The organism is Pseudomonas sp. MF08875, from assembly GCF_059862525.1.
On record NZ_JCBCUW010000005.1, the window covers coordinates 38,318 to 61,060 of the forward strand.

Sequence of the window (22,743 nt, forward strand, 5' to 3'; positions counted from 1 at the left end):
TCAAGACAGGGTGGAAAAACGCAGTTTAGAGGAACAACCCGGGGCCCGGGCGACTTCCTTCGGGGAATCTGACGCCCACTTTGCCAATCTTGTTCCCGTCCATCACCGCGACGGTCCAGATTGTGCCGTTCCATTCCACCTGGTCGCCCACCACCGGCGCGCCGCCGACCTTCTGGGTAATGAAGCGGCTCAGCGGCATGTCGGGGTCCAAGCCCTCGAATTGCAGGCCGTACAACGCCGACACCGCGCCCAGTTGGGCATCGCCTTCGAGGACGAAATCGCCGAAGAAGCGCAAGTCCAGGCCCCGTTGCGGCGCCTGGCTGAACAGCTTGCCCAGGGCTGGGAGGTTGTGTTCGTGGCCGATCACACACAGCAGGTCGTCGGCTTCTAGCACCGTGCTACCGGAGGGGTGGAGCAGTTGCTGGCCGCGGAACAACGCGGCGATCCGCGTACCCTCGGGCATTTTCAGCTCGCGCAGGGCGGCGCCGATGCACCATTTCTCCGCGCCGAGGCGGTAGACGAATAGCTCCCACTCGCTGGTGACATGCACCTCCAGCGCCGCCCGGGAGATCGGCGCCGGTTCCGGCGGCACCGTGACCTTGAGCAACTTGGCCACCCACGGCAGGCTCGTGCCCTGCACCAACAGCGACACCAGAACGATGAAGAACGCCAGGTTGAAGTACAACTGGGCATTGGGCAGCCCGGCCATCAGCGGGAACACCGCGAGAATGATCGGCACCGCGCCGCGCAGGCCGACCCAGGAAATGAACACTTTTTCGCGGCCATGGAACGCCTTGAACGGCAGCAGGCCGACCATCACCGACAGCGGCCGGGCGAACAGGATCATCCACAGCGCCAGGCCCAGTGCCGGCAGAGCGATGGGCAGCAGGTCATGGGGCGTGACCAGCAGCCCCAGCACCAGGAACATGCCGATCTGCGCCAGCCACGCCATGCCATCAAGCATATGCAGGATGCCGTGGCGGCTGCGCACCGGGCGGTTGCCGATCACCAGGCCACACAGGTACACCGCCAGGAACCCACTGCCGTGCAGGGCGTTGGTCAGGGCGAACACCAAGAGGCCGCCGGCGATCACCAGGATCGGGTACAGGCCCGCGGCCAGGTTGATGCGGTTGACCAGTTGCAGCAGCAACCAGCCGCCGCCCAGGCCAATGGCGCCGCCGATGCCGAATTCGCGCACCAAGTGGCCCAACAGGCTCCAGTGCAGGTCACTCTGGCCGCTGGCGAGGATGTCGATCAGGGTCACGGTGAGGAACACCGCCATCGGGTCATTGCTGCCGGACTCGATCTCCAGGCTGGCGCTGACCCGCTCGTTCAGGCCCTTGCCGCCCAACAGTGAAAACACCGCCGCGGCATCGGTGGAGCCAACGATGGCGCCCACCAGCAGGCCTTGCATCAGGCTCAGGTCAAACAGCCACGCGGCGGCCATGCCGGTCAGCCCGGTGGTAATCAACACCCCCACCGTGGCCAAAGACAACGCCGGCCACAGCGCCACGCGAAAGCTCGACACCCGCGTGCGCAAGCCACCGTCCAGCAGGATGACCGCCAGGGCGAGGTTGCCGACCAGATAGGCCGTGGGGTAGTTGTCAAAGATGATGCCGCCGCCATCGACGCCAGCGGTCATGCCCACCGCCAGGATAATCACCAGAATCGGGATGCCCAGGCGTGAAGAAAGGGAACTCACCAGAATGCTCGCACCTACCAGCAACGCGCCGATCAAGAACAGGCTGTTGATGGTCGTCGCATTCAAAGGCAGTACTCCAGAAGCAGAAGGGCGGGCGCAAACTGACCATGCAGTCTGCGTGCCAGGGATTCTAACCTGTTGAAATAGCGTACTGTCAAAAAGCTTTTATCTGGCCACACCGCGTGAACCCACTCCCAGCCGGAGTGGGCTGGCCCGCGATGAAGCCGGTATAACCACTACTCCTCTATTGGCTTGAGTCCCGCCATCGCGGGCGAGCAAAGCGCCGCCCGGCCCACAGTTGAACTGTGATGCGGGCGGGATTTTCACTTTTCCACGGTGGGAGCGAGCCTGCTCGCGATGGGGGCACTGAGTGGCCAGGGGTAAGCCAGTTGCTCCCACCGTGCTCTGGGCCGCAAGCCTTAGAGGCTAAACCGCCCAACCAGGCTGTTGAGGTCCACGGCCAGGCGCGACAGCTCATTGCTGGCGGCGCTGGTCTGGTTGGCGCCGGTAGCCGATTGCACCGACAGATCGCGGATGTTCACCAGGTTGCGGTCCACTTCGCGGGCGACTTGGGCCTGTTCTTCGGCAGCACTGGCGATCACCAGGTTGCGCTCGTTGATCTCGACGATGGCAGTGTTGATGGTATCCAGGGAGATACCCGCACCTTTGGCGATGTTGAGCGTCGATTCGGCGCGGTCGGTGCTGTTGCGCATCGAGTCCACCGCATGTTCAGTACCGCTTTGGATGCTGGCGATCATGCGTTCGATTTCGCTGGTCGACTGCTGGGTGCGGTGGGCCAGGGCGCGCACTTCATCGGCGACCACGGCAAAACCGCGGCCCGCCTCGCCGGCACGGGCGGCTTCGATGGCGGCGTTGAGGGCCAGCAGGTTGGTCTGGTCGGCGAGGCCGCGAATCACATCCAGCACCTTGCCGATGTCACGGGATTCTTCGGCCAGCTCACCGATCAGGGTGGCAGTGCTCTGCACATCACCACTCATGCGTTCGATGGCACTGACGGTTTCCTGCACCAAATCGCGGCCGTCGCTGGCCGAGGTGGTGGCGTTGCTGGACGCCTGAGAGGTGCTCACCGCGTTACGGGCCACTTCTTCCACGGCGCTGGTCATTTCATTGACCGCCGTGGCGGCCTGTTCGATTTCGTTGTTCTGCTGGGTCAGGCCCCGGGCGCTTTCGTCGGTGACGCTGTTGAGCTCTTCTGCGGCGGAGGCCAGTTGGGTGGCCGAGCCGGAAATCCGTTGCAGGGTGTCGCGCAGTTTTTCCTGCATCCGCGCCATGGCCAGCAGCAAGCGGCCGGCCTCGTCGCTGCCGTCCACCGTGATCGGCTGGGTCAGGTTGCCCTCGGCGATGGCCTCGGCGGCGCTCAGGGCGTTGGCGATAGGCCCAGTGATGCTGTGGGTCAACAGCCAGGCGAACAACACCGTCAGGGCACTGGCCACCAGCAACAGGCCCACCACCAGGTTGAAGGCGTGGTCGTACTGGTCGGCGGCATTTTGGTCGGTGGCGTGGGTCTGCTCGGTGTTGATGTCCATCAGGCGCGCGAGCACGCTGTTGATCGCCTCGGAATTGTTCAACAACTCGGTGTTGAGCAACTCGCGCAACTCATCGACCCGGTCATTGCGCGACAGGTTTTTCATCCGCTCTTCGAGCTGGCGGTACTGGCCCAGGAGCTGCACGTACTGGTCGTAGGCGGCCTGTTCCTGGGCGCCGTTGATGAGTTTTACGTAGTCGCGCTGGGCGCTGGCGATCTGCTGGTTGCGCAGGTCGAACAGCTCCAGGGTCTTTTGCTGCACGTCCGGTTCGCGGTTGATAAGCAGGCGATAGGACAGCACGCGCAGGCGCAGGGTCAGTTGGGTGAACTCGTCCAGGCTCTTGAGGCTGGGCACGCTGGTCAGGGCGATGTCTTCGCCGCCGGCGCGGATCTTGCTCATCTGGTTGAGGGCAAACACCCCCAGCAGCAGCATCAGGGCGCCAATCATGGCAAAACCGAGGAACGCCCTCGGAGCGATGTTCATATTGCGAAGAGACATGACAGTTACCGACAAAAGGCTCGCCTTGGCGCAGGGTGCAAAAAAGGCAGAATCCTGACCTATCGGTCATGTAGGCAAAGTCTTGAGTGCCTGTGCGGTTTTGTCGCAGCCCCCCAGGGGGGGAACCAGAAGCGCTAATCGCAGTCTGTAAAGCTCGCAAGCCGGTCCATCGCCAGGAAAATCAAGGCTTTGCACCCGGATAACCCTGGCGTGTGTGGTGACTTTTCTTTATCGTACGCGCCCTTCGAAAAAGCCCGAGAAATCAAAATGTTGGAAGCATCCCTCAGTCAATTGGAGCAACTGGTCGGCGATCTGGTGCAACAGAACCAGGCCCTGGCCGACAGCAACCGCACCCTGAGCGCCGAACTGGCCCAGGCCAAGGACGAAAACGAAAACCTGCAACTGAACTTGATGGAGCAGGAAGAAAAACACGGCGCCACCGCCGCGCGTATCCAGGCGCTGGTCGAGCGCGTCAGTGCAGGCCCTGGCAACGCATGAGACAGGGGCCAGACGCAATCAAGGTTGTCTCCATTCTCGGTGAGGACTACTCGATCAAGGCCCCCGCGGGGGAAGAACAGACCCTGCTGGACGCCGCCCTGATGCTCAAGGCCGCGCTGGCCGAAACCAAACGCAAGTACCCGACCCTGATCGGCGACAAGTTGCTGGTGCTGGCGGCGATGAACCTGTGCTCCCAGCAGTTGGAAATGCAAAAGCAGCACAAGCTGGAACTGGACCGTTATCAAGAGCAGGTCAGCGCCACGGTCGAGGTGATTTCCAAAGCCATTGGCAGCGAAGCGTGAGCCTCTAGCTGATTGTCGGGGCACATTTTTGACAGCTGGCACCGTGATCTAGGCGACTGGCGCGCTGCGCAAAAGGCGCAGCGCGCGGGTGGTCAGTTGCCAGCGTGTGGGATCCAACTAAAACCACTCATCCTGCATCCCCAGGCAGGTGTCATCCCGCGCTTCGAGAATCGCCAGTTCATGGTGGCAACCCGGCACTTTCCAGGTCAGGAAGTAGCGTGCGGCTTGCAGCTTGCCTTTATAGAAGGTGACATCCGCCGCATTGCCCCGCAGTAGGCCTTCCTCGGCGCGAATCGCCTGTTCCAGCCAGCGCCAGCCAATCACCGTATGCCCGAATACTTTCAGGTACAGCGCCGAGTTGGCCAGGCTGCTGTTGACCTTGCCTTGGGCCAGGTCGCCGAGCAGGCCCAGGGTCACCGTTTGCAGGCGCGCCACCAGTTGTTCCAGCGGTTCACGCAAGGCGTTGAGTGATGGGTATTCCTGGGCCCGCGCGCCGGTGTCGGCGATCAGGCGAATCAGTTGCTTGAGCCCCGCGCCGCCGTTTTGCGCCAGTTTGCGCCCCAGCAGGTCCAGGGACTGGATGCCGTGGGTGCCTTCGTGGATCGGGTTCAGGCGATTGTCGCGGTAGTACTGCTCCACCGGGTATTCGCGGGTGTAGCCGTGGCCGCCGAGGATTTGGATCGCCAGTTCGTTGGCCTTGAGGCAGAACTCCGATGGCCAGGACTTGACGATGGGCGTGAGCAAATCCAGCAGTTCCTGGGCCTGCTTGCGCTCGGCCTCGCCTTCCAGCGTGGTGGTGTCATCGAACAGCCGCGCCGCGTACAGGCCCAGGTCGAAGGCGCCTTCCACATAGGCCTTTTGGGTGAGCAGCATGCGCCGCACATCGGCGTGCTGGATGATCGATACCGGCGCGGTGTTGGGGTCCTTGCTGTCGGGCAGGCGCCCCTGCGGGCGTTCGCGGGCATAGTCCAGGGAATACAGGTAGCCGGCATAGCCGAGCATCACCGCGCCCATGCCCACGCCAATGCGCGCCTCGTTCATCATCTGGAACATGCAGCTCAGGCCCTGGTGCGGTTTACCTACCAGATAGCCGACACAGTTGCCGTTATCGCCGAAGTTCAGCGCCGTGGACGTGGTGCCGCGCCAGCCCATCTTGTGGAACAACCCGGCCAGCAGCACGTCATTGCGCGGGCCGAGGCTGCCGTCCTCGTTGACCAGGAACTTGGGCACGATAAACAGCGAAATACCCTTCACTCCGGCCGGCGCGTCCGGCAGTTTGGCCAGCACCATGTGCACGATGTTTTCCGACAGCGGATGGTCGCCCCCGGAGATGAAAATCTTATTGCCCTTGAGCCGGTAAGTGCCGTCCGCCGCGGGTTCGGCGCGGGTACGGATGTCCGACAGCGACGAGCCGGCATGGGGTTCGGTCAGGGCCATGGTGCCGAAGAAGCGGCCGTCGATCATCGGTTGCAGGAAGCGCTGTTTTTGCTCCGGCGTGCCAAAGCTCTCGATCAGGTTGGCCGCGCCCATGGTCAGGAACGGGTAAGACGTGGACGCCGCGTTGGCGGCCTGGAAGTGCGCGAAGCAGGCTTGCGACAGCAGCGTCGGCAACTGCATGCCACCGGCCTCGAAACTGCGCGCGGCGTTGAGAAAGCCCGCTTGGAGAAAGGCATCCACCGCCGGTTTGACTTCCGGGATCAGGATCGCGTTGCCGTCCTCATAACGCGGCTCGTTCTCGTCGCCCTTGCGGTTGTGCGGGGCGAAGAACTTCTCGGCAATGCTGCGCGCAGTGCCGATGGCGGCGTCAAACGTCTCGCGGTTGTGCTCGGCGAACCGCTCACGCCGGGTCAGGCCCTCGGCGTCGAGGACTTCATACAGCTCGAAAGCCAGATTGCGGGAACTGAGCAGCGTCTCGGACATGGCGGCCTACCTTTTTTTGGAATGGACCGAGTCTAGGCGCGTGAATAAGGGCTGAACAGGATGATTGATGAGCGTGATGGTGGGGCAGAGCAGCGGCTTAACCAGCCACCTAAAAAACGTTGCCGGAAACCTGTGTGGAAGCGCGCCGGGCGGCGCGCCCACAGGTTTTTCAAGCACACCGGGCCGCCATTGCAGCGGCCCGGTGTTGGTGCGGTTTAGCCGATGGTCATCAGGCTGGCGTTGCCGCCCGCGGCCGCGGTGTTGACGCTCAGGGCGCGTTCGATCACCAGGCGTTCCAAGGCGACGTTGGTTTCGCCCTGGGACAGGCCCTGGACGCCGACGATGGCACCGGCACGCTTGGCCACTTGCTGGCAGACCTGGCGCAACTGGTCGCTGTGACCGTGATGCAGGACGGCGTCGAGGGTGACTTCGTCCTTGGTCCAGTCGGCCACCAGGGTGATCTTCGCCTGAAGAGCCTTGGGCAAACGTGCGAACACAGCCTTGGTCAACTCCCCTTCCGGCCACACTGCCGAACCGCCGACTGCCAGTACGGCCGCCAGTTGGGTCAGCAGGTCGCCTTCGACTTCCGCCAGGCACAGCACGTGTTCGCGCGGCAGGATGGCGTAGCTGTTGCGCTCGCCGGTCGGGCCGTTGAGGGTGCGGGTGATGCCGCTTTGCGACTGGGCCGCGAACTGCACGCACAGGGCGCTCAGGTCGGCCAGTTTGTGGCTGTCGGCCCAGGTTTGCAGGGCGGTCAGCGGCTGGAGCAGGGCTTCACGCAGGCGCATGTCTGGGGCGTTGGCCGCATCGCTGCGTACGAACGATTGTTCGATGGCATCGGTAGGGCGGGTCGACAGCAAGCGGTACAGGTACAGCGGGCCGCCGGCTTTCGGGCCGGTGCCCGACAGGCCTTCGCCGCCGAACGGCTGTACGCCCACTACGGCACCTACGATGTTGCGGTTGACGTAGACGTTACCGGCGTTGACGTTGTCGATCACCTTGGCGATGGTTTCGTCGATGCGGGTGTGCACGCCCAGGGTCAGGCCGTAGCCCGACGCGTTGATCTGCTCGATCAACTGGTCGATATCTTTGCGCTTGTAGCGCACCACGTGCAGCACCGGGCCGAAGATCTCCCGTTGCAGTTCGTCGAAGCTTTCCACCTCGATCAGGGTCGGCATCACGAAGGTGCCGCGCTTGACCTCTTCGCTGTCGGCGATGGCGACCTGGTACACGTTGCGGCCTTTATCGCGCATGCCCTGGATGTGCTTGTCGATGCCAGCCTTGGCTTCGGCGTCAATCACCGGGCCGATGTCCACGGACAGGCGCTCCGGGTTGCCGAGGCGGCATTCGGCCATGGCGCCCTTGAGCATTTCGATGACGCGGTCTGCCGAATCTTCCTGCAGGCACAGTACGCGCAGGGCCGAGCAACGCTGGCCGGCGCTGTCGAAGGCCGAGGAGACGACGTCGATGACCACTTGTTCGGTCAGCGCCGAGGAATCGACGATCATGGCGTTCTGCCCGCCCGTTTCGGCGATCAGCGGGATCGGCCGGCCCTGGGCGTCCAGGCGCCCGGCGATGTTGCGTTGCAGCAGGCGCGCCACTTCGGTGGAACCGGTGAACATCACGCCTTTGACGCGCTCGTCACCCACCAGGCGGGCGCCCACGGTTTCGCCACGGCCGGGCAGCAGTTGCAGCACGCCTTCGGGAATCCCGGCTTCCAGCATCAGGCGCACCGCTTGCGCGGCCACCAGCGGGGTTTGCTCGGCAGGCTTGGCCAGCACCGGGTTACCGGCGGCCAAGGCTGCGGCGACTTGGCCACTGAAAATCGCCAGCGGGAAGTTCCACGGGCTGATGCACACCACCGGGCCCAGTGGGCGGTGGGCGTCGTTGGTGAAGTCGTTGCGCGCCTGCACTGCGTAGTAACGCAGGAAATCCACGGCTTCGCGCACTTCGGCGATGGCGTTGGCGAAAGTCTTGCCGGCTTCGCGGGCCAGCAGGCCCATCAGCGGCTGGATCTCGGCTTCCATCAGGTCGGCGGCGCGCTCCAGGATCGCGGCGCGCTCGGCCGGCGGGGTGGCCTGCCAGATAGGTGCGGCGTTGAGGGCGCACTGGATGGCGTTATCAACGTCTTCGACGGTGGCTTCCTGCACATGGCCGACCACGTCACGCAGATCCGAAGGGTTGAGCACCGGTGCCGGGGTTTCGCTGCTGGCAGCGCAACCGAGCATGGGCGCGGCTTTCCAGTGGTTATGGGCGGTGGCCAGCAAGGCGCAGGACAGCGATGCGAGGCGATGTTCGTTGGCCAGGTCGATGCCGGCGGAGTTGGCGCGTTCGTGGCCATACAGGTCACGCGGCAGTGGAATGCGCGGGTGCGGCAAGCCGAAGCCGCCTTCCACCGTGGCCATTTGCTCGATGCTGGCCACTGGGTCGGCCACCAGCTCCTGGATGGAGATGGATTGGTCGGCGATGCGGTTGACGAACGAGGTGTTGGCGCCGTTCTCCAGCAGGCGACGCACCAGGTAGGCCAGCAGCGTTTCGTGGGTGCCGACCGGGGCGTACACGCGGCACGGACGGTTCAGCTTGCCTTCGGAAACCTTGCCCACAACCTGTTCGTACAGAGGCTCGCCCATGCCGTGGAGGCACTGGAACTCGTACTGGCCCGGGTAATAGTTCTGCCCGGCGATGTGGTAGATGGCCGACAACGTGTGGGCGTTGTGGGTGGCGAACTGCGGGTAGATGACTTCCGGCACCGAGAGCAGTTTGCGTGCGCAGGCGATGTAGGAAACGTCGGTGTACACCTTGCGGGTATAGACCGGGTAGCCTTCCAGGCCTTCAACCTGGGCGCGTTTGATTTCGCTGTCCCAGTACGCGCCTTTGACCAGGCGGATCATCAGGCGATGACGGCTGCGGCGAGCCAGGTCGATCACGTAGTCGATCACATACGGGCAACGCTTCTGGTAGGCCTGGATCACGAAACCGATGCCGTTCCAACCGGTCAGTTGCGGCTCGAAGCACAGGCGTTCGAGCAGGTCCAGCGACAGCTCGAGGCGGTCGGCCTCTTCGGCGTCGATGTTCAGGCCGATGTCATATTGCTTGGCCAGCAGGGTCAGCGACAGCAGGCGCGGGTACAACTCGTCCATCACGCGCTCGTACTGGGCGCGGCTGTAGCGCGGGTGCAGGGCCGAGAGCTTGATGGAGATGCCTGGGCCTTCATAGATGCCGCGGCCATGGGAAGCCTTGCCGATGGAATGGATGGCTTGCTCGTAGGACGCGAGGTACTTCTGGGCGTCATGTTCGGTCAGTGCGGCTTCACCGAGCATGTCGTAGGAATAGCGGAAACCCTTGGCCTCGAACTTGCTGGCGTTGGCCAGGGCCTCGGCGATGGTCTCGCCGGTGACGAACTGCTCGCCCATCAGGCGCATGGCCATGTCGACGCCCTTGCGGATCATCGGCTCGCCGCTCTTGCCGATGATGCGGCTCAGGGACGAAGTCAGGCCGGTTTCATTGTGGGTAGAGACCAGTTTGCCGGTCAGCAGCAGGCCCCAGGTGGCGGCGTTGACGAACAGCGAAGGGCTGTTGCCCAGGTGCGGCTGCCAGTTGCCGGTGCTGATCTTGTCGCGGATCAGGGCGTCGCGGGTGCCTTTGTCCGGGATGCGCAGCAGTGCTTCGGCCAGGCACATCAGCGCCACGCCTTCCTGAGACGACAGGGAGAATTCTTGCAGCAGGCCCTGCACGATCCCGGCACGGCCGCCGGCGCTCTTCTGGTTGCGCAGTTTTTCGGCAATCGAGGCGGCGAGTTTGTTGGTGGCTTCGGCCATCGCGGCGGGCAGGCGCGCCTGCTCGATCAGCATCGGCACCACTTCGGGCTCAGGGCGGCGGTAGGCGGCGGTGATGGCGGCGCGCAATACCGATTGCGGCAGGATGCTTTCGGCGAACTCCAGGAAGCACTGGTGCGCGTGGTCGGCTTGCACTTCGCCGGCGTCGTCTGCGTCCTTGGCGGTCAAACCGCTGAGTTCGGTCAGGGTTGCACCACCCTCGAGTTTTTCCAGGTAATTGAAAATTGCCTGCTTAATCAGCCAGTGCGGCGTGCGATCAATCGAGGTCGCGGCTGCTTTGAGGCGCTCGCGGGTTGGGTCGTCAAGTTTGACCCCAAGGGTGGTGGTAGCCATATTTTTATCCTCATGTTTGCCACGACCGGTGGCATCAGCTGGCGGCAAGATTAGCGGCGAGCCGATAGAGGTGCAACCGGGTGCAACCCTTTTTTTGACGGAATAATAGGCGGCTCGTCAGGAAAATTTTTCCTGCCTGTGTAGGATGCACGGCCTTGGTGCATTTGGGCTTAGCAATGCGGCGTTTTGTGCTCCAAAAAGGAGCATAAAACCGCATGGGAAATTTATTTCCGACTAGGTGCAACTTATTCCCGAGAAACTGGTTGCACCTTATTTGCTTTGTTGCATAGCATTCGCGGCCAAGGTGCAACCGGACCAAAAGAACGGTGCATCGGCCGATGGCTTTCCTGGGGAAACATCGGTCATAAATGCGTGGCTCGTGCAATCGTCTGTCAAACGTGATCCGTTGGCGGAGGGCTAGAAGCCGCCGCTACATAAAAACAAAGCCAGGGCGTAACTCAATGAGTGCAAGTAATCCAACCCTGATCACTTTCGTGATCTACATCGCGGCAATGGTCCTGATCGGCTTTGCGGCCTATCGCTCCACCAACAACCTTTCTGACTACATCCTCGGTGGCCGCAGCCTGGGCAGCGTCGTGACCGCATTGTCGGCCGGTGCCTCGGACATGAGCGGCTGGTTGCTGATGGGCCTGCCGGGCGCCATCTATATGTCGGGCCTTTCGGAAAGCTGGATCGCCATCGGCCTGATTATCGGTGCCTACCTCAACTGGCTGTTCGTGGCCGGTCGCCTGCGGGTGCAGACCGAACACAACGGCGACGCGTTGACCCTGCCGGACTATTTCTCCAGCCGTTTTGAAGACAAAAGCGGCCTGCTGCGGATTATCTCGGCCATCGTGATCCTGGTGTTCTTCACCATCTATTGCGCCTCCGGCATCGTGGCCGGCGCCCGTCTGTTCGAAAGCACCTTCGGCATGTCCTACGAGACCGCGCTGTGGGCCGGTGCTGCGGCGACCATTGCCTACACCTTCGTGGGCGGTTTCCTGGCGGTGAGCTGGACTGACACCGTGCAAGCCACGCTGATGATCTTCGCCCTGTTGCTGACGCCGATCATCGTGCTGCTGGCCACTGGTGGCGTGGACACCACTTTCCTGGCGATCGAAGCGCAGAACCCTGACAACTTCAACATGCTCAAGGGCACTACCTTCATCGGCATCATCTCCCTGCTGGGCTGGGGCCTGGGCTACTTCGGCCAGCCGCACATCCTCGCGCGTTTCATGGCGGCGGATTCGGTCAAGTCGATCGCCAATGCCCGTCGCATCTCCATGACCTGGATGATCCTGTGCCTGGGCGGCACCGTGGCCGTTGGTTTCTTCGGTATCGCCTACTTCTCGGCGCACCCGGAAGTGGCCGGCCCTGTGACCGAGAACCACGAACGTGTGTTCATCGAACTAGCGAAAATCCTCTTCAACCCATGGGTTGCCGGTGTACTGCTGTCGGCCATCCTGGCGGCCGTGATGAGTACCCTGAGCTGCCAGTTGCTGGTGTGCTCCAGCGCCCTGACCGAAGACTTCTACAAAGCTTTCCTGCGTAAAAGCGCTTCCCAGGTCGAGCTGGTATGGGTCGGTCGTGCCATGGTGCTGGTGGTTGCACTGGTCGCCATCGCCTTGGCCGCCAACCCGGAAAACCGCGTACTGGGCCTGGTGAGTTACGCTTGGGCCGGTTTCGGTGCCGCTTTCGGCCCGGTTGTGCTGATCTCGGTACTGTGGAAAGGCATGACCCGCAACGGCGCACTGGCCGGTATTCTGGTCGGCGCGATCACCGTGATCGTGTGGAAACACTTCGAGCTGCTGGGCCTGTACGAAATCATCCCGGGCTTCATCTTCGCCAGCCTCGCCATCTACCTGGTGAGCAAGGCCGGCGCGCCAACCGCGGGCATGATCCAGCGCTTCGATGCGGCAGAAAAAGACTTCGCCCTGAACCACTGATGGCGTTGAGCTGAGGCTCTAACGCCAGCAGCGAAACGAAAAAAACCCGCGTCCCAAGGACGCGGGTTTTTTTTGGCTTGAATGTTTAAGGGCGGTGCGTGGCGCCTACCCTCAGTGCTGTTGCCTTGGCAACTGCTGCCAGCCGATATGCCGTGTTTTCGGAGTGCTCCTACTTGTCGGTGGCTTGCGTCCGACATGTCGTTTTCCTTTTCCCATGCTCAAATTCGCGCGGTCAGGCGAATGGGTAGCCCCTCCCCTATAGATGAACGTTCGCCCTCCTCAGCATAAGAAGAGGCCAGCATGCTCATCACCCCTGCATTACTTCTCAGCGCGCAAAAACAGCGTTTGATAAAGCTGACCGTCCCCACTGAACCCAAGCATGAATTACTGCTGGACAGCTTCAGCGGCAGTGAAGCGATATCGCAACCGTTCAGCTTCGATCTGGCGTTACTGAGCCCTGATCCACGTATTGAACTCAAGACCCTGATCGACCAAGGCGCGTTGCTTGAAATCGAACTGGCCAACGGCGCCCACCGCTGCATTCATGGCCATATCACTGCCTTCAGCCACTTGAAGAATGACGGTGGCTTGAGCCACTACTGCGCGACACTAAGCCCATGGCTTTGGTATTTGGGGCAGCGGGTTGATGCCCGTATTTTTCAAGAGCGCACGGTGGTGGATGTACTGCGCACGGTGTTCGCCCATTACGGCGCATTGGCGGTGTTGCGCTTCGATCTTCAGCAGGATCTGCCCCTGCGAACCCACAGTTGTATTACCCAGTTCAATGAAACCGACGAGCACTTCGTGCGCCGTTTGCTGGAAGAAGAGGGCTGGCTGTTCTACTTCGAGCACACGGCGCAAGGGCACACGCTGGTGGTGCGCGATGACTGCCGTGGGCTCTCGCCACTGCCACAACAACCGGTGATTGCGTACCTCCAGGGCTCGATCCCGACCCATGCCGACACCATCAGCGAATGGACCGCCCAGCGCGTACGGCAACCCGATGCCGTTAGCGCTGGCACGTTCGATTACAAACAGGTGGGCCAGTGGGATCGCGTGTCTACAGCGCTACTGACACCCGCCAGTGGCTCCGTGCCACTGGAGCGCTACGCCTTTTCAGGGCAATACAGCGCTGGCGATGAACGCGAGGCCAAGCATCGGCTCGACAGGCGCCGCGATGCCTTGCATGTGCTGAGTAAGACTTTTCGCGGTGTCAGCAACTGTCGCGCCATGGAGCCGGGCTACACCTTCACCCTGACAGAGCATCCCCGGCATGAGGGGGCGCCGGCCCAGCGCCCTCATTTGTACGCCAGGGAGTTTCTGCTGCTAAGCGTCCAACATCAGGGGCGCAACAACTACCTCAACGAAGACAAAGCGGATTACCGCAACCGCTTTTCCAGCATTCGTCGCGACATTCCCTACCGCCCCCAATGCTTGACGCCACGCCCGGTGGTGGCGGGGCCTCTGACTGCCGTCGTGGTGGGCGATCTAGCGTTGGGCGAGGTGTACACCGATGAGTGGGCGCGGGTGAAAGTGCGCTTTCATTGGCAACGCCAACAGCCTGATGAGCACGACAGCGCCCGGCAGCATGCGCAAGACACCGCGTGGCTGCGGGTGGCCCAGCCCAGCGCCGGGGACGGTTTTGGCCACCAGTTCATGCCGCGCATCGGTCAGGAAGTGGTGGTGAGTTTTATCGCAGGTGACATCAACCGGCCGTTGATTACCGGGGCTGTCTACAACAGCAGCCACCACTCGCCACGCTTCAGCGACGTGGGGGGAACCGGGCAATTGCCCGCCAACCAAGCCCTGTCCGGGATCAAGACCAAAGAGCACAAGGGCGGCGGCTATAACGAGTTGCTGTTCGATGACACCGCCGGTGAACTGCGCGCCCGGCTGGCCAGCCGCCATCAGGATAGTGCGTTGAACCTGGGCAAACTCACTGCGCCGCGCAGTGAAGGCAGGGCCCAGCCGTTGGGCAACGGCGCGGAGCTGCGCACTAACGCCGCAATTGCCTTGCGAGCCGCACAAGGTTTGCTGCTGACCAGCTATGCCAAACATCAGGCCCTGGACCCGCAACTGGGCCGCGAAGCGCTGTTGGAGTTGCTCAGCCAATGCGCTGACCTGTTCAAGGCCTTGGGCGAAACCGCCTCGGCACAAGGCGCCCAGGCCCTCGATCACGCCGGTATCGAGGCCCTTCGCCAAACCCTGGATCAATGGCCCGCCGCCGACAGTTCTGGCCGTGGTGAACCGTTGATCGCCATCACCGGCGAGGCGGGCATTGTCAGCGCTACCCCTGCATCCCAAGCCCATTACGCCGGTGGCAACCACGACACGACCGCGCAGGACCACTTGCAAATGACCAGCGGTGCGGCCATGCGCCTGCACGCGGGCCAAGGCATCTCTGCGTTTGCCCAGGATGCAGGCATCAGCGCCATCGCCAACCGCGGCAAGGTGTTGGTGCAGGGCCAGAGCGACGACATCGCCCTCAATGCACACAAGAGCCTGCACGCCTCGGCGGCGGAAGGTGAAATCGTCCTGACGGCGCCGACCATTCGCTTGGTCGCCGACGACGGCAGCTACATCAAGCTTGGCGGCGGCATCGAGATCGGTACGGCGGGCAGCGCCATCGTGCATGCGGCGGCCCATGATTGGGTCGGTCCCAAAACTGACCGCGTGCCGATGCCAGCGTTTGGGCGTGATGGGGCAGATCAGCGTCACGTTTTGCACTTCGAAGGTGACGCAAAGGCGGCTGCGTTATCGCAGGCTTACAACGTCGCGTTGGAGGATGGCAGCTTGGTGCAAGGGATCACTGGAGGTGACGGGGGGACGGAAAAGATTCAGCGAGAAGCCATGCAGTTGGCGAATGTGAATGTGTTGAAGCCGTTACTTGACTCAGGTGCAACGGGTGTGGGGGGCGGCCTGAAACCTGCGCCCAGCAAGAACAGCCCGTATGACCTCACCTATCTCATCAAAGACAAGCAGACCGGCGTGCCGCTCAGCGACGTGAAATATCGAATTCAGCTTGAGTCCGGCGATGTCGTCATTGGCATCACCGACGAGCACGGCAACACCCAAACCGTGCAATCCGACACACCACAAATCGCCAAAATCGAGGTGCCTTACGATGACGATAGCCCGACACAACCTCACACCCACGTCGGACCAGACACCTGTGATTGTTGAGATTTCCACGAAAAAGCCCAGCGGCCGCTCGTGGGTGAGTGAATTTCCGACCAGCGTCAGCCTGGATGACTTAGCCGCACCGTTTGCGACGAAGGCAACGGCCTTCATTGCTGCGCTTCGTGCTGCCGGCGCAACCGTCAGCATCTCTGCAACGTTACGGCCTGCCAACAGGGCCTTCCTCATGCACTGGGCATGGCAAATCGTGAACAAAGCCGCTGACCCACAAACCGTGCCGGAACGTGAAGGCATCGATATTGAGTGGGCCCATCAAGACGATGCAGGCGCTTATTCGCGTGTTAAATCCGTGGCTGGCGCTAAAGCGATGGTCAATGCATACGGCATGCAAAACCTTAAAACCTCTCCATCCCTAACGTCCCGACATATTGAAGGTAACGCCATCGATACGACGATCAGTTGGGCGGGGACCCTCACTATCAATAACGCATCAGGTACTGCGGTGATCATCAATACCGAACCTCGAACCGAAATGAACCTTGAGCTGCACGCTGTGGGGAAGACCTACGGCGTTATCAAATTTCTGCGGGGCGACCGAGACAAACCGCATTGGTCGACGGATGGAAAGTAACCCATGACTACCCATTTCTCAGTAGCGGCAGTGCTGTTATTCGCATTGACTCAAGTGGCTTGCGGATCGGAACAAATGCCCAGCGATATCAGTGAATTCGTTCAACAGCGGGACCTGTGCGACCACTTGCGTGGCGAAATCCCCGACCAAGGTGATGAGCAATCGCAGGCCATCGACGACATCAACCAGCAATGCCGAGGCACGGACGCTGAACTGCAACGGCTCAAGCTCAAATACACCGGCAGCACTGCGTTTGAGCAGGTGTTGAATCAGTACGAACCGGACATCGAATCCCCGTGAGGTGGGCTGATGGCCGCCTTCAAAGGAGCTAAGGCATGAGCGACCCCAACTACAGTGTTATCGCCGAACTACGCAGTCGGCTTGTCCCTAATCGACCGGGTGATCGACTGGTCGCCATTCCGCGTGACATGCCCGGCATTGTGATTTTTTGCATGGTGTTAACGACCCTGGCGCTTCGTATGAGTCGGTGGAGACCGGATTGCTTCAGGGACTGAACGAGCGCCTGCACCGCCCGGATTTGTGTGCGGGGCGCTATGGCGCTGAGTTTGCGGCGGCGCAGGCGATGCCTGTAGAGCGCTTGTCTGCGCGAAACAAAGACAGACTCGACGACCCCGACACCTACCTCTACAAACGCAGCACCGATAAAACCACCCGCAGTTGTTTCATCCCGTTCTACTGGGGGTATCGCGCCGCGCCCAACGAGATAAAACGCGACAAGAACGGCGACCCGACCCAGCTGCGCACCCAGTATCAGGACGTTTTCGACAATCGCCTGGACCGCCACTTCGCCAAGGGCGGCGGGTTTTTCGCCAATGCCACCAACAACCTGCTGGAGATGTTCGGCGAGGGCTTCAGCAAAATCACCCGGCATGCGGCCAACCTGTCGCTGCCCAACACCTTGTTCATGGGGGCCAACCCGCACCGCCGCTATTTCATCCTGGCCGCCCATCGGCTGGCCATGCTTATCAGTGAAGCGCGTCGCCTGGCCCCGGATGAAACCATCACCATCATGGGGCACAGCCAGGGCACGTTGATAACCCTGTTGGCGCAGGCCTTGCTGGTGGATCGCGGCGAGCGCTGCGCTGACTGCGCGATCATGGTCGCTTCGCCCTATTGCCTGTTGCCCGATAAAACCCCGCAAGGCTGCGACACCCTCGCCACCCTGATCGATATCGTCCAGGCCATGACGGCCACGCCCCACCCGCAACCGCCCCTGAGCGCGATGCAATACGGCCAGCCCGGTTATGGCGGCCGCACGGGGCCGAATTGGTCACCGCAGCAGGGCCAGCGCCTGGGGCCGGATAACAGCACCCTGGTGTTTCCCGAGCGGGACAACCGCGGCAAGGTTTACCTGTATTTCAGCCATGACGACTCCACCGTGGGCCTGAGCGATGTCAGCGGTATCGGCACCTTCGGCGTGCCGTCGCACTTGCCCGATGGCACGCCGGTCATGCCCGCCATGCCTGCGGGGTTTTATCAGCGCTTGTGGAGCACGCGCCAGCGCGATGGCCGGCCGATCTACGTGGGGGCTGAGCCGGCGCTGGTGCCGTTGCGGGTGTGGGGGGAGCGCTACGCCGCGGAACACCATCCCGGCAAAGCGCTATTACAGGCCACCACCGGCCTCAATGAAACTGTCTACATCAACGGCGAAGCCCTGGTGCCGCCCCATGCGCCGCAGATGTTTGGCGGCGAGGCCATCACCGGCAGCCCGACCCAACCGGGCCTCGACGCACCGGATGCGGTGTCGCAGAACAACGCGTTGGGCAATAGCAACGCCGAATTCAAATGGGTTGAGCTGCGCAAAAGCCCGACCCGGGTGGACGAGGCCCAAGAGCTGGCCGCCTGGAACCAGGGCAAGGCGCCGGACGACCAGACCCGCGTGCTGCGCCAGAGGATGTCGGGCAACCCGATGCTCAGCCCGGTCGGTTATTTCTTGATCGAACGCGAAGAAACCCCCAACGAAATCCGCGCACGCCTGGCAGTCGACCCCAACGAATGGGGCAGCAACAGTTATCACTCGGCGGTGTTGCGCAGCCCGGAAAACCACCGCTGGGTGACGGCGATGGATGTGGCGGTGGGGCAGGGAAAATGTTTGGACGATCCGCATATTCGTGAGGTGCTGATTGCGGTGGCGGATTGGCGGATGAGTAAGGAGCTGTTCAACGATGGGATAACACAAATGCCTGGCTGGCCAAAGCTCAGTGCCCAGGCGCGAGCCTTGGTCACTGCCAGCTACCTGTACTACGACGAAGGAACATTCCCCTCCCCGGAATTGGTGCCAATGACGCCGCCCCCACTGGTCAGAAGGCCCGGCCACACAGGAGGTCAATCATGAGCAGCCGACCGCGCTTAACGGTTTTCCTCTGGATCGGTCTGCTCCTGGCGCTCGGCTGGCTGACGTTCGTGACCTATCAAGCGATAACGTACTTAGAGACAGAAGAAATGACGATGAGAAACATTGCGCCACCCACCCTCGTTGGCCTGGCTGCCGTATGCGGTGTCGTGGCGTTGCTGTATGGCGCGGTGTGGGGTGGCAAGGCCCTGATGCAGTGGGTCAATCCAAGGCTGGCGGTTACGCAACCGGCGCCACTGACCGCCGAGCAAATCGCGGAACGTGAACGGACCTATGCGCTGGAAATCAGGGCGGCAGGGCTCGCCATAGATGAAAACCAGCAATCCGGCATCTGGCGCCTGATTCAAAAGAAGAACGACAACTTCAGCTCGATCCATTCACAGAAGGCCGAGGATTATCCTTACTCAGCGGGCACTCGCCGTGATGATTCCAAAATCAACACCCGTGCATCATTCCGCCATTCCGCCCGCGATGCCGTGGCCTACTGGCCCTTGCCGACCTTTGCACTGGGGCCTCCTAAACAGCCACACAATATGGGCGCCGAAAGCGACATTCTCAGTGGCCGTAATAAAGCCACCCTCGGTGTAACCCTGTTCTTGTGGCAGGAGGCCGATAACACCACGCACGCCCAAGCCATGCTCGAAAAGCTCTTCCAGTTTTTTGATGATTATCAGGAGGTACCTGAAGCCCTGATTATTAGCCGTGATGGTGATGTAACCCGCAGCGGTTACCGGGTCGCCGGAACACCGTGGCTCCAGGATGGCCACTTCGTACCCAAGGTCTACGAAAGCATGACCGGCCTGCTGGTATCGCGCTCGGATCGGGTCGATCAATACCTACGCCCGTTCGCCACCAACGAGGAAGAGGACAACCAGAACAAGCGCACCGATATGGGCAAGTTATGGGCCTTCTACTGGAAGCACTCTGTTTTATTCGGCCAGATCTATACGGCCAAGAAGCAGGCGGAGGGCGTGGAGAATGCGCATGGCCCCGGCACCATGCCAAGCGCCTACTGGCACGCCCAACTCCCGCAGCTGTGGCAAACCCTTAGCAATCGCGGCCCCGGCCATTTCACACCCACCCCCTGGCTACCCGTGCGCTGGGCCGAACACCAGGTCAAGGAGTTCGACGCCGCGCCCATGCTCGGTTACCTGCACCGCCCGATCAAAGTGGCGATGAGCGACGAAACCGGCAAACGCCTCAAGCCCGCGCTACAGGTCAAAGCCTTGCAAGGCGCCTGGCTCAAAGCCCTGAACACCTTGCCCGAAGGCGCTGCCCCGGTGCGGGTGTTCTACGACAGCACCGACAACATCGACGGCCTGATTGCCCTCAACAACACCCTGCACATCCTCAATACCGACGGCACCGGTATTGAGCTGGGCAATGTCGACGAAGGTTACGACCTGGGCCGTCGCCTGGGTAATACCGGGGTCAGCAGTGCGCTGGTGGCCATCAACCTGGCTACCATGGCCAGCTACCTCGATGGCGGCACCAGCGCGGTGGTCTACAACGGCAGCGACGGCAGCACCACCGTGCAAATGGTCCGCCCGCCCGACGCAGCCACCAAAGCCCACAACGCGAAAACCCGCTGGGCCGACCCCTTCCTTTTCGGCGCACCGGGAGTGACCCAATGAAGCACCCCGTTTGTTTAGGCGACGCCACCAGCAGTGGCGGCAAGGTTATCGAGTGCCAGCTTGCTGGCACTCATCAGATCAACGGCAAAACCGTCGCTGTGCTTGGCGACAAAGCCACCTGCCCGCTGCATTTAGGCATCTACGCGTTTACACAGGGCCACCCCCATCGGCGCATGAACGGTCTGAGTGTGGTGATGGATGGGCATCGGCTGGCATGCGGCTGCCTTGGGCTTGCAAGCCATGGGGCCAGCGTGCGGGTTGAATGATTGCGCTACGGTGTTCAATCGATCTGTGCACAAGGCCCGCATCCCGATGGATATAGGCCTTTGTTGTTGGGTGCAGGCCTCACCCCCGGCCCACATCCCCGTCCGGCTGATTAAGAAAGATCAGTACTCCCAGGATCGCCATGTAGAAGCGGAACGCGGCGTTTTGGCCGTTCCAGGTGGGGGATTGCCACATCATGAACCACTCGGCGCCGATCACCATGAAGCCGAAGAACCACAGCATGAAGCCCACCGTGAGGCCGGCCAACGCGTATTTTTTGGCGCGGTTGAAGCCGCTGCCGTGGCTGTGCCGTGCGCGCCATAACATCAGCGCGCCCCAGCCCAGCAGGGCGGCGGTGAGGGCTTCGGTGGCGATTATCAGGGCATAAGCCGCGTGCCAGAGCCAAGGGGCGTGGATGGCGCGGTGCAGTTCGCTGTTGTCGGCGAACAGGGTGTCCATGCTCAGCACATGGCGCACGAAGGCGAAGTTGGAGCCGTAGTCGGTGAGGTTGTTAAGCATCGCGAGAAAGGCGAAGGCCGCGAGGGCAAGGGTCATGGCGATTTTTGCGTAGCGTGTGGTCATGGCGTGGGGTCCATCCATTGGCAGGTAATGGACGACGCTAGCAGGCCGGGATTTTGGCGGTTGGGCAAGAAAGCCGCCATTTGTAGGCGGGGAATTACGAAAGTGTAAGGGTGGTTGTCATGTGTCGCCGGGTAAGTCCCAGGTGTGTGTGGGATTGCTCCGGTTGAGTCAAGGCACGGCCTGAATCCGTTGTAGCCGTTGTTGTAGCAAGCGGGCTTGCCCGCTTGCTACAGCGCGACGGGGAGCGTCAGGCGCGCAGGGCTTGTTGCAGGTCTTCGAGGAGGTCTTCGATGGCCTCGATGCCGACCGAGAGGCGGATCATTTCCGGTTTGACCCCGGCCTTGGCCTGCTCGGCTTCGTTCATTTGCCGGTGGGTGGTGGAAGCCGGGTGGCAGGCCAAGGATTTGGCGTCGCCGATGTTGACCAGGCGTTTGAAGATTTGCAGGGCGTCGTAGAAGCGCACGCCGGCCTCGTAGCCGCCCTTGAGGCCGAACGAAAGGATCGCCGAGGGCTTGCCCTGCATGTATTTGAGCGCCAGTTCATGGTGCGGATGGTCGCTCAGGCCGGCGTAGCTGACCCACGCCACTTGCTCGTGGTCCTTGAGGAACTGCGCCACTTTGAGGGCGTTTTCGGTGTGGCGTTCCATGCGCAGGGCCAGGGTTTCCAGGCCTTGCAGCAGCAGGAATGCGTTCATTGGCGCCAGGGCCGCGCCGGTATTGCGCAGGGGCACGGTGCGGGCGCGGGCGATAAAGGCCGCCGGGCCGAACTTTTCGGTGTACACCACGCCGTGGTAGGCCGGTTCAGGGGTGTTGAGGCCGGGGAATTTTTCCGGGTAGTCGGCCCAGGGGAAGGTGCCGCCATCAACGATCACGCCGCCCAGGGAGTTGCCGTGGCCGCCCACGTATTTGGTCACCGAGTGCACGACGATGTCGGCACCGAACTGGATCGGTTTGCACAGGATGGGCGTAGCCACGGTGTTGTCCACCATCAGCGGCACGCCACGGGCGTGGGCAACGTCGGCCAGGGCCTGGAGATCGATGATGTTGCCCGCTGGGTTGCCGATGCTCTCGCAGTACACCAGTTTGGTGTTGTCATCGATCAGTTCGGCGATGGCCTCGGCGCTGTCGTCGCGGGCGAAGCGCACATCGACGCCGAAGCTGGGCAGCAAGTGGGCGAACAGGGTGTAGGTGCCGCCATAGAGTTGCGGCGTGGTGACGATGTTGTCGCCGGCACGGGTCAGGGTCTGGATCGCGTAGTGGATCGCGGCGCTGCCGGCCGAGACGGCCAGGCCCGCGATGCCGCCTTCGAGGGCGGCGAGGCGTTGCTCCAGCACGTCGTTGGTCGGGTTCATGATCCGCGTGTAGATGTTGCCAGGTACGTCAAGATTGAACAGGTCGGCGCCGTGCTGAGCGTTATCGAACTCGAAAGCGACGTTCTGGTAAATGGGCACGGCCACGGCTTTGGTGGTGGGGTCGGATTTGAAGCCGTGGTGCAGGGCGATGGTGGCGTCTTTCATGAGTGGGTATGACCTCCTTGGA

General features: G+C 62.0%; 14 protein-coding genes and 2 pseudogenes. 9 read left to right on the forward strand and 7 right to left on the reverse strand.

The genetic code is table 11. From position 1 onward, the window contains the following. Positions 1-25 precede the first annotated feature (25 nt). The 3 genes and pseudogenes from AC19YT_RS04245 to AC19YT_RS04255 form a co-directional block, all read right to left on the reverse strand. On the reverse strand, positions 26-1,768 hold the full coding sequence (locus tag AC19YT_RS04245; RefSeq protein ID WP_500609811.1) for a potassium/proton antiporter: 1,743 nt from the start codon (positions 1,766-1,768) through the stop codon (positions 26-28). 353 nt (positions 1,769-2,121) lie between these two features. Next, the gene (locus AC19YT_RS04250) at positions 2,122-2,994 is read right to left on the reverse strand and encodes a methyl-accepting chemotaxis protein (RefSeq protein WP_500599935.1); all 873 of its coding nucleotides are present in this window, start codon (positions 2,992-2,994) and stop codon (positions 2,122-2,124) included. 30 nt (positions 2,995-3,024) lie between these two features. Further along, positions 3,025-3,747: pseudogene (locus AC19YT_RS04255) on the reverse strand (MCP four helix bundle domain-containing protein); the annotation flags it as partial. A 267-nt stretch (positions 3,748-4,014) separates the two neighbouring features. Between AC19YT_RS04255 and AC19YT_RS04260 the strand changes: the two are divergent. Both AC19YT_RS04260 and AC19YT_RS04265 read left to right on the forward strand, forming a co-directional pair. Then, a complete protein-coding gene (locus AC19YT_RS04260; protein WP_095110900.1) occupies positions 4,015-4,245 on the forward strand; it encodes a hypothetical protein in 231 nt (76 codons plus the stop codon). Then, a complete protein-coding gene (locus tag AC19YT_RS04265) occupies positions 4,242-4,547 on the forward strand; it encodes a cell division protein ZapA (RefSeq protein ID WP_095110899.1) in 306 nt (101 codons plus the stop codon). The genes AC19YT_RS04260 and AC19YT_RS04265 overlap by 4 nt, the downstream gene beginning before the upstream one ends. A 117-nt stretch (positions 4,548-4,664) precedes the next feature. Here the strand turns inward: AC19YT_RS04265 and AC19YT_RS04270 are convergent, their stop codons facing one another. Beyond that, positions 4,665-6,467 (reverse strand): acyl-CoA dehydrogenase, encoded by a 1,803-nt coding sequence (locus tag AC19YT_RS04270; protein WP_500609812.1) that lies wholly within the window; start codon positions 6,465-6,467, stop codon positions 4,665-4,667. A 215-nt stretch (positions 6,468-6,682) separates the two neighbouring features. Then, positions 6,683-10,636, reverse strand: coding sequence for a trifunctional transcriptional regulator/proline dehydrogenase/L-glutamate gamma-semialdehyde dehydrogenase (putA, locus tag AC19YT_RS04275; RefSeq protein WP_500609813.1), 3,954 nt, complete (start codon positions 10,634-10,636; stop codon positions 6,683-6,685). Between the two features lie 461 nt (positions 10,637-11,097). Here putA and putP point away from each other — a divergent pair, with 461 nt between their 5' ends. The 7 genes and pseudogenes from putP (at position 11,098) to AC19YT_RS04310 (ending at position 20,625) form a co-directional block, all read left to right on the forward strand. Then, on the forward strand, positions 11,098-12,582 hold the full coding sequence (gene putP, locus AC19YT_RS04280; RefSeq protein WP_095110896.1) for a sodium/proline symporter PutP: 1,485 nt from the start codon (positions 11,098-11,100) through the stop codon (positions 12,580-12,582). A gap of 300 nt (positions 12,583-12,882) precedes the next feature. Then, a complete protein-coding gene (locus tag AC19YT_RS04285) occupies positions 12,883-15,765 on the forward strand; it encodes a type VI secretion system Vgr family protein (RefSeq protein ID WP_500609814.1) in 2,883 nt (960 codons plus the stop codon). Then, entirely contained in the window at positions 15,755-16,351 is a 597-nt protein-coding gene (locus AC19YT_RS04290; RefSeq protein WP_500599929.1) for a peptidoglycan-binding domain-containing protein, read from the forward strand. The genes AC19YT_RS04285 and AC19YT_RS04290 overlap by 11 nt, the downstream gene beginning before the upstream one ends. 75 nt (positions 16,352-16,426) lie before the next feature. Beyond that, complete coding sequence (locus AC19YT_RS04295) at positions 16,427-16,651, forward strand: hypothetical protein (protein ID WP_095110894.1); 225 nt, start codon at positions 16,427-16,429, stop codon at positions 16,649-16,651. Positions 16,652-16,686: 35 nt separating this feature from the next. Beyond that, positions 16,687-18,707 (forward strand): annotated as a pseudogene (locus AC19YT_RS04300) (T6SS effector phospholipase Tle3 domain-containing protein). Then, complete coding sequence (locus tag AC19YT_RS04305; protein ID WP_500609815.1) at positions 18,704-20,359, forward strand: type VI lipase adapter Tla3 domain-containing protein; 1,656 nt, start codon at positions 18,704-18,706, stop codon at positions 20,357-20,359. The pseudogene AC19YT_RS04300 and the gene AC19YT_RS04305 overlap by 4 nt, the downstream one beginning before the upstream one ends. After that, positions 20,356-20,625, forward strand: a complete 270-nt coding sequence (locus tag AC19YT_RS04310; RefSeq protein ID WP_095109293.1) for a PAAR domain-containing protein — start codon at positions 20,356-20,358, stop codon at positions 20,623-20,625. Before AC19YT_RS04305 ends, AC19YT_RS04310 begins: the two co-directional genes overlap by 4 nt. Before the next feature lie 79 nt (positions 20,626-20,704). Here the strand turns inward: AC19YT_RS04310 and AC19YT_RS04315 are convergent, their stop codons facing one another. After that, complete coding sequence (locus AC19YT_RS04315; protein ID WP_500609816.1) at positions 20,705-21,205, reverse strand: DUF2165 family protein; 501 nt, start codon at positions 21,203-21,205, stop codon at positions 20,705-20,707. A gap of 247 nt (positions 21,206-21,452) precedes the next feature. Next, entirely contained in the window at positions 21,453-22,721 is a 1,269-nt protein-coding gene (locus AC19YT_RS04320) for an O-acetylhomoserine aminocarboxypropyltransferase/cysteine synthase family protein (RefSeq protein WP_095109295.1), read from the reverse strand. Positions 22,722-22,743 lie beyond the last annotated feature (22 nt).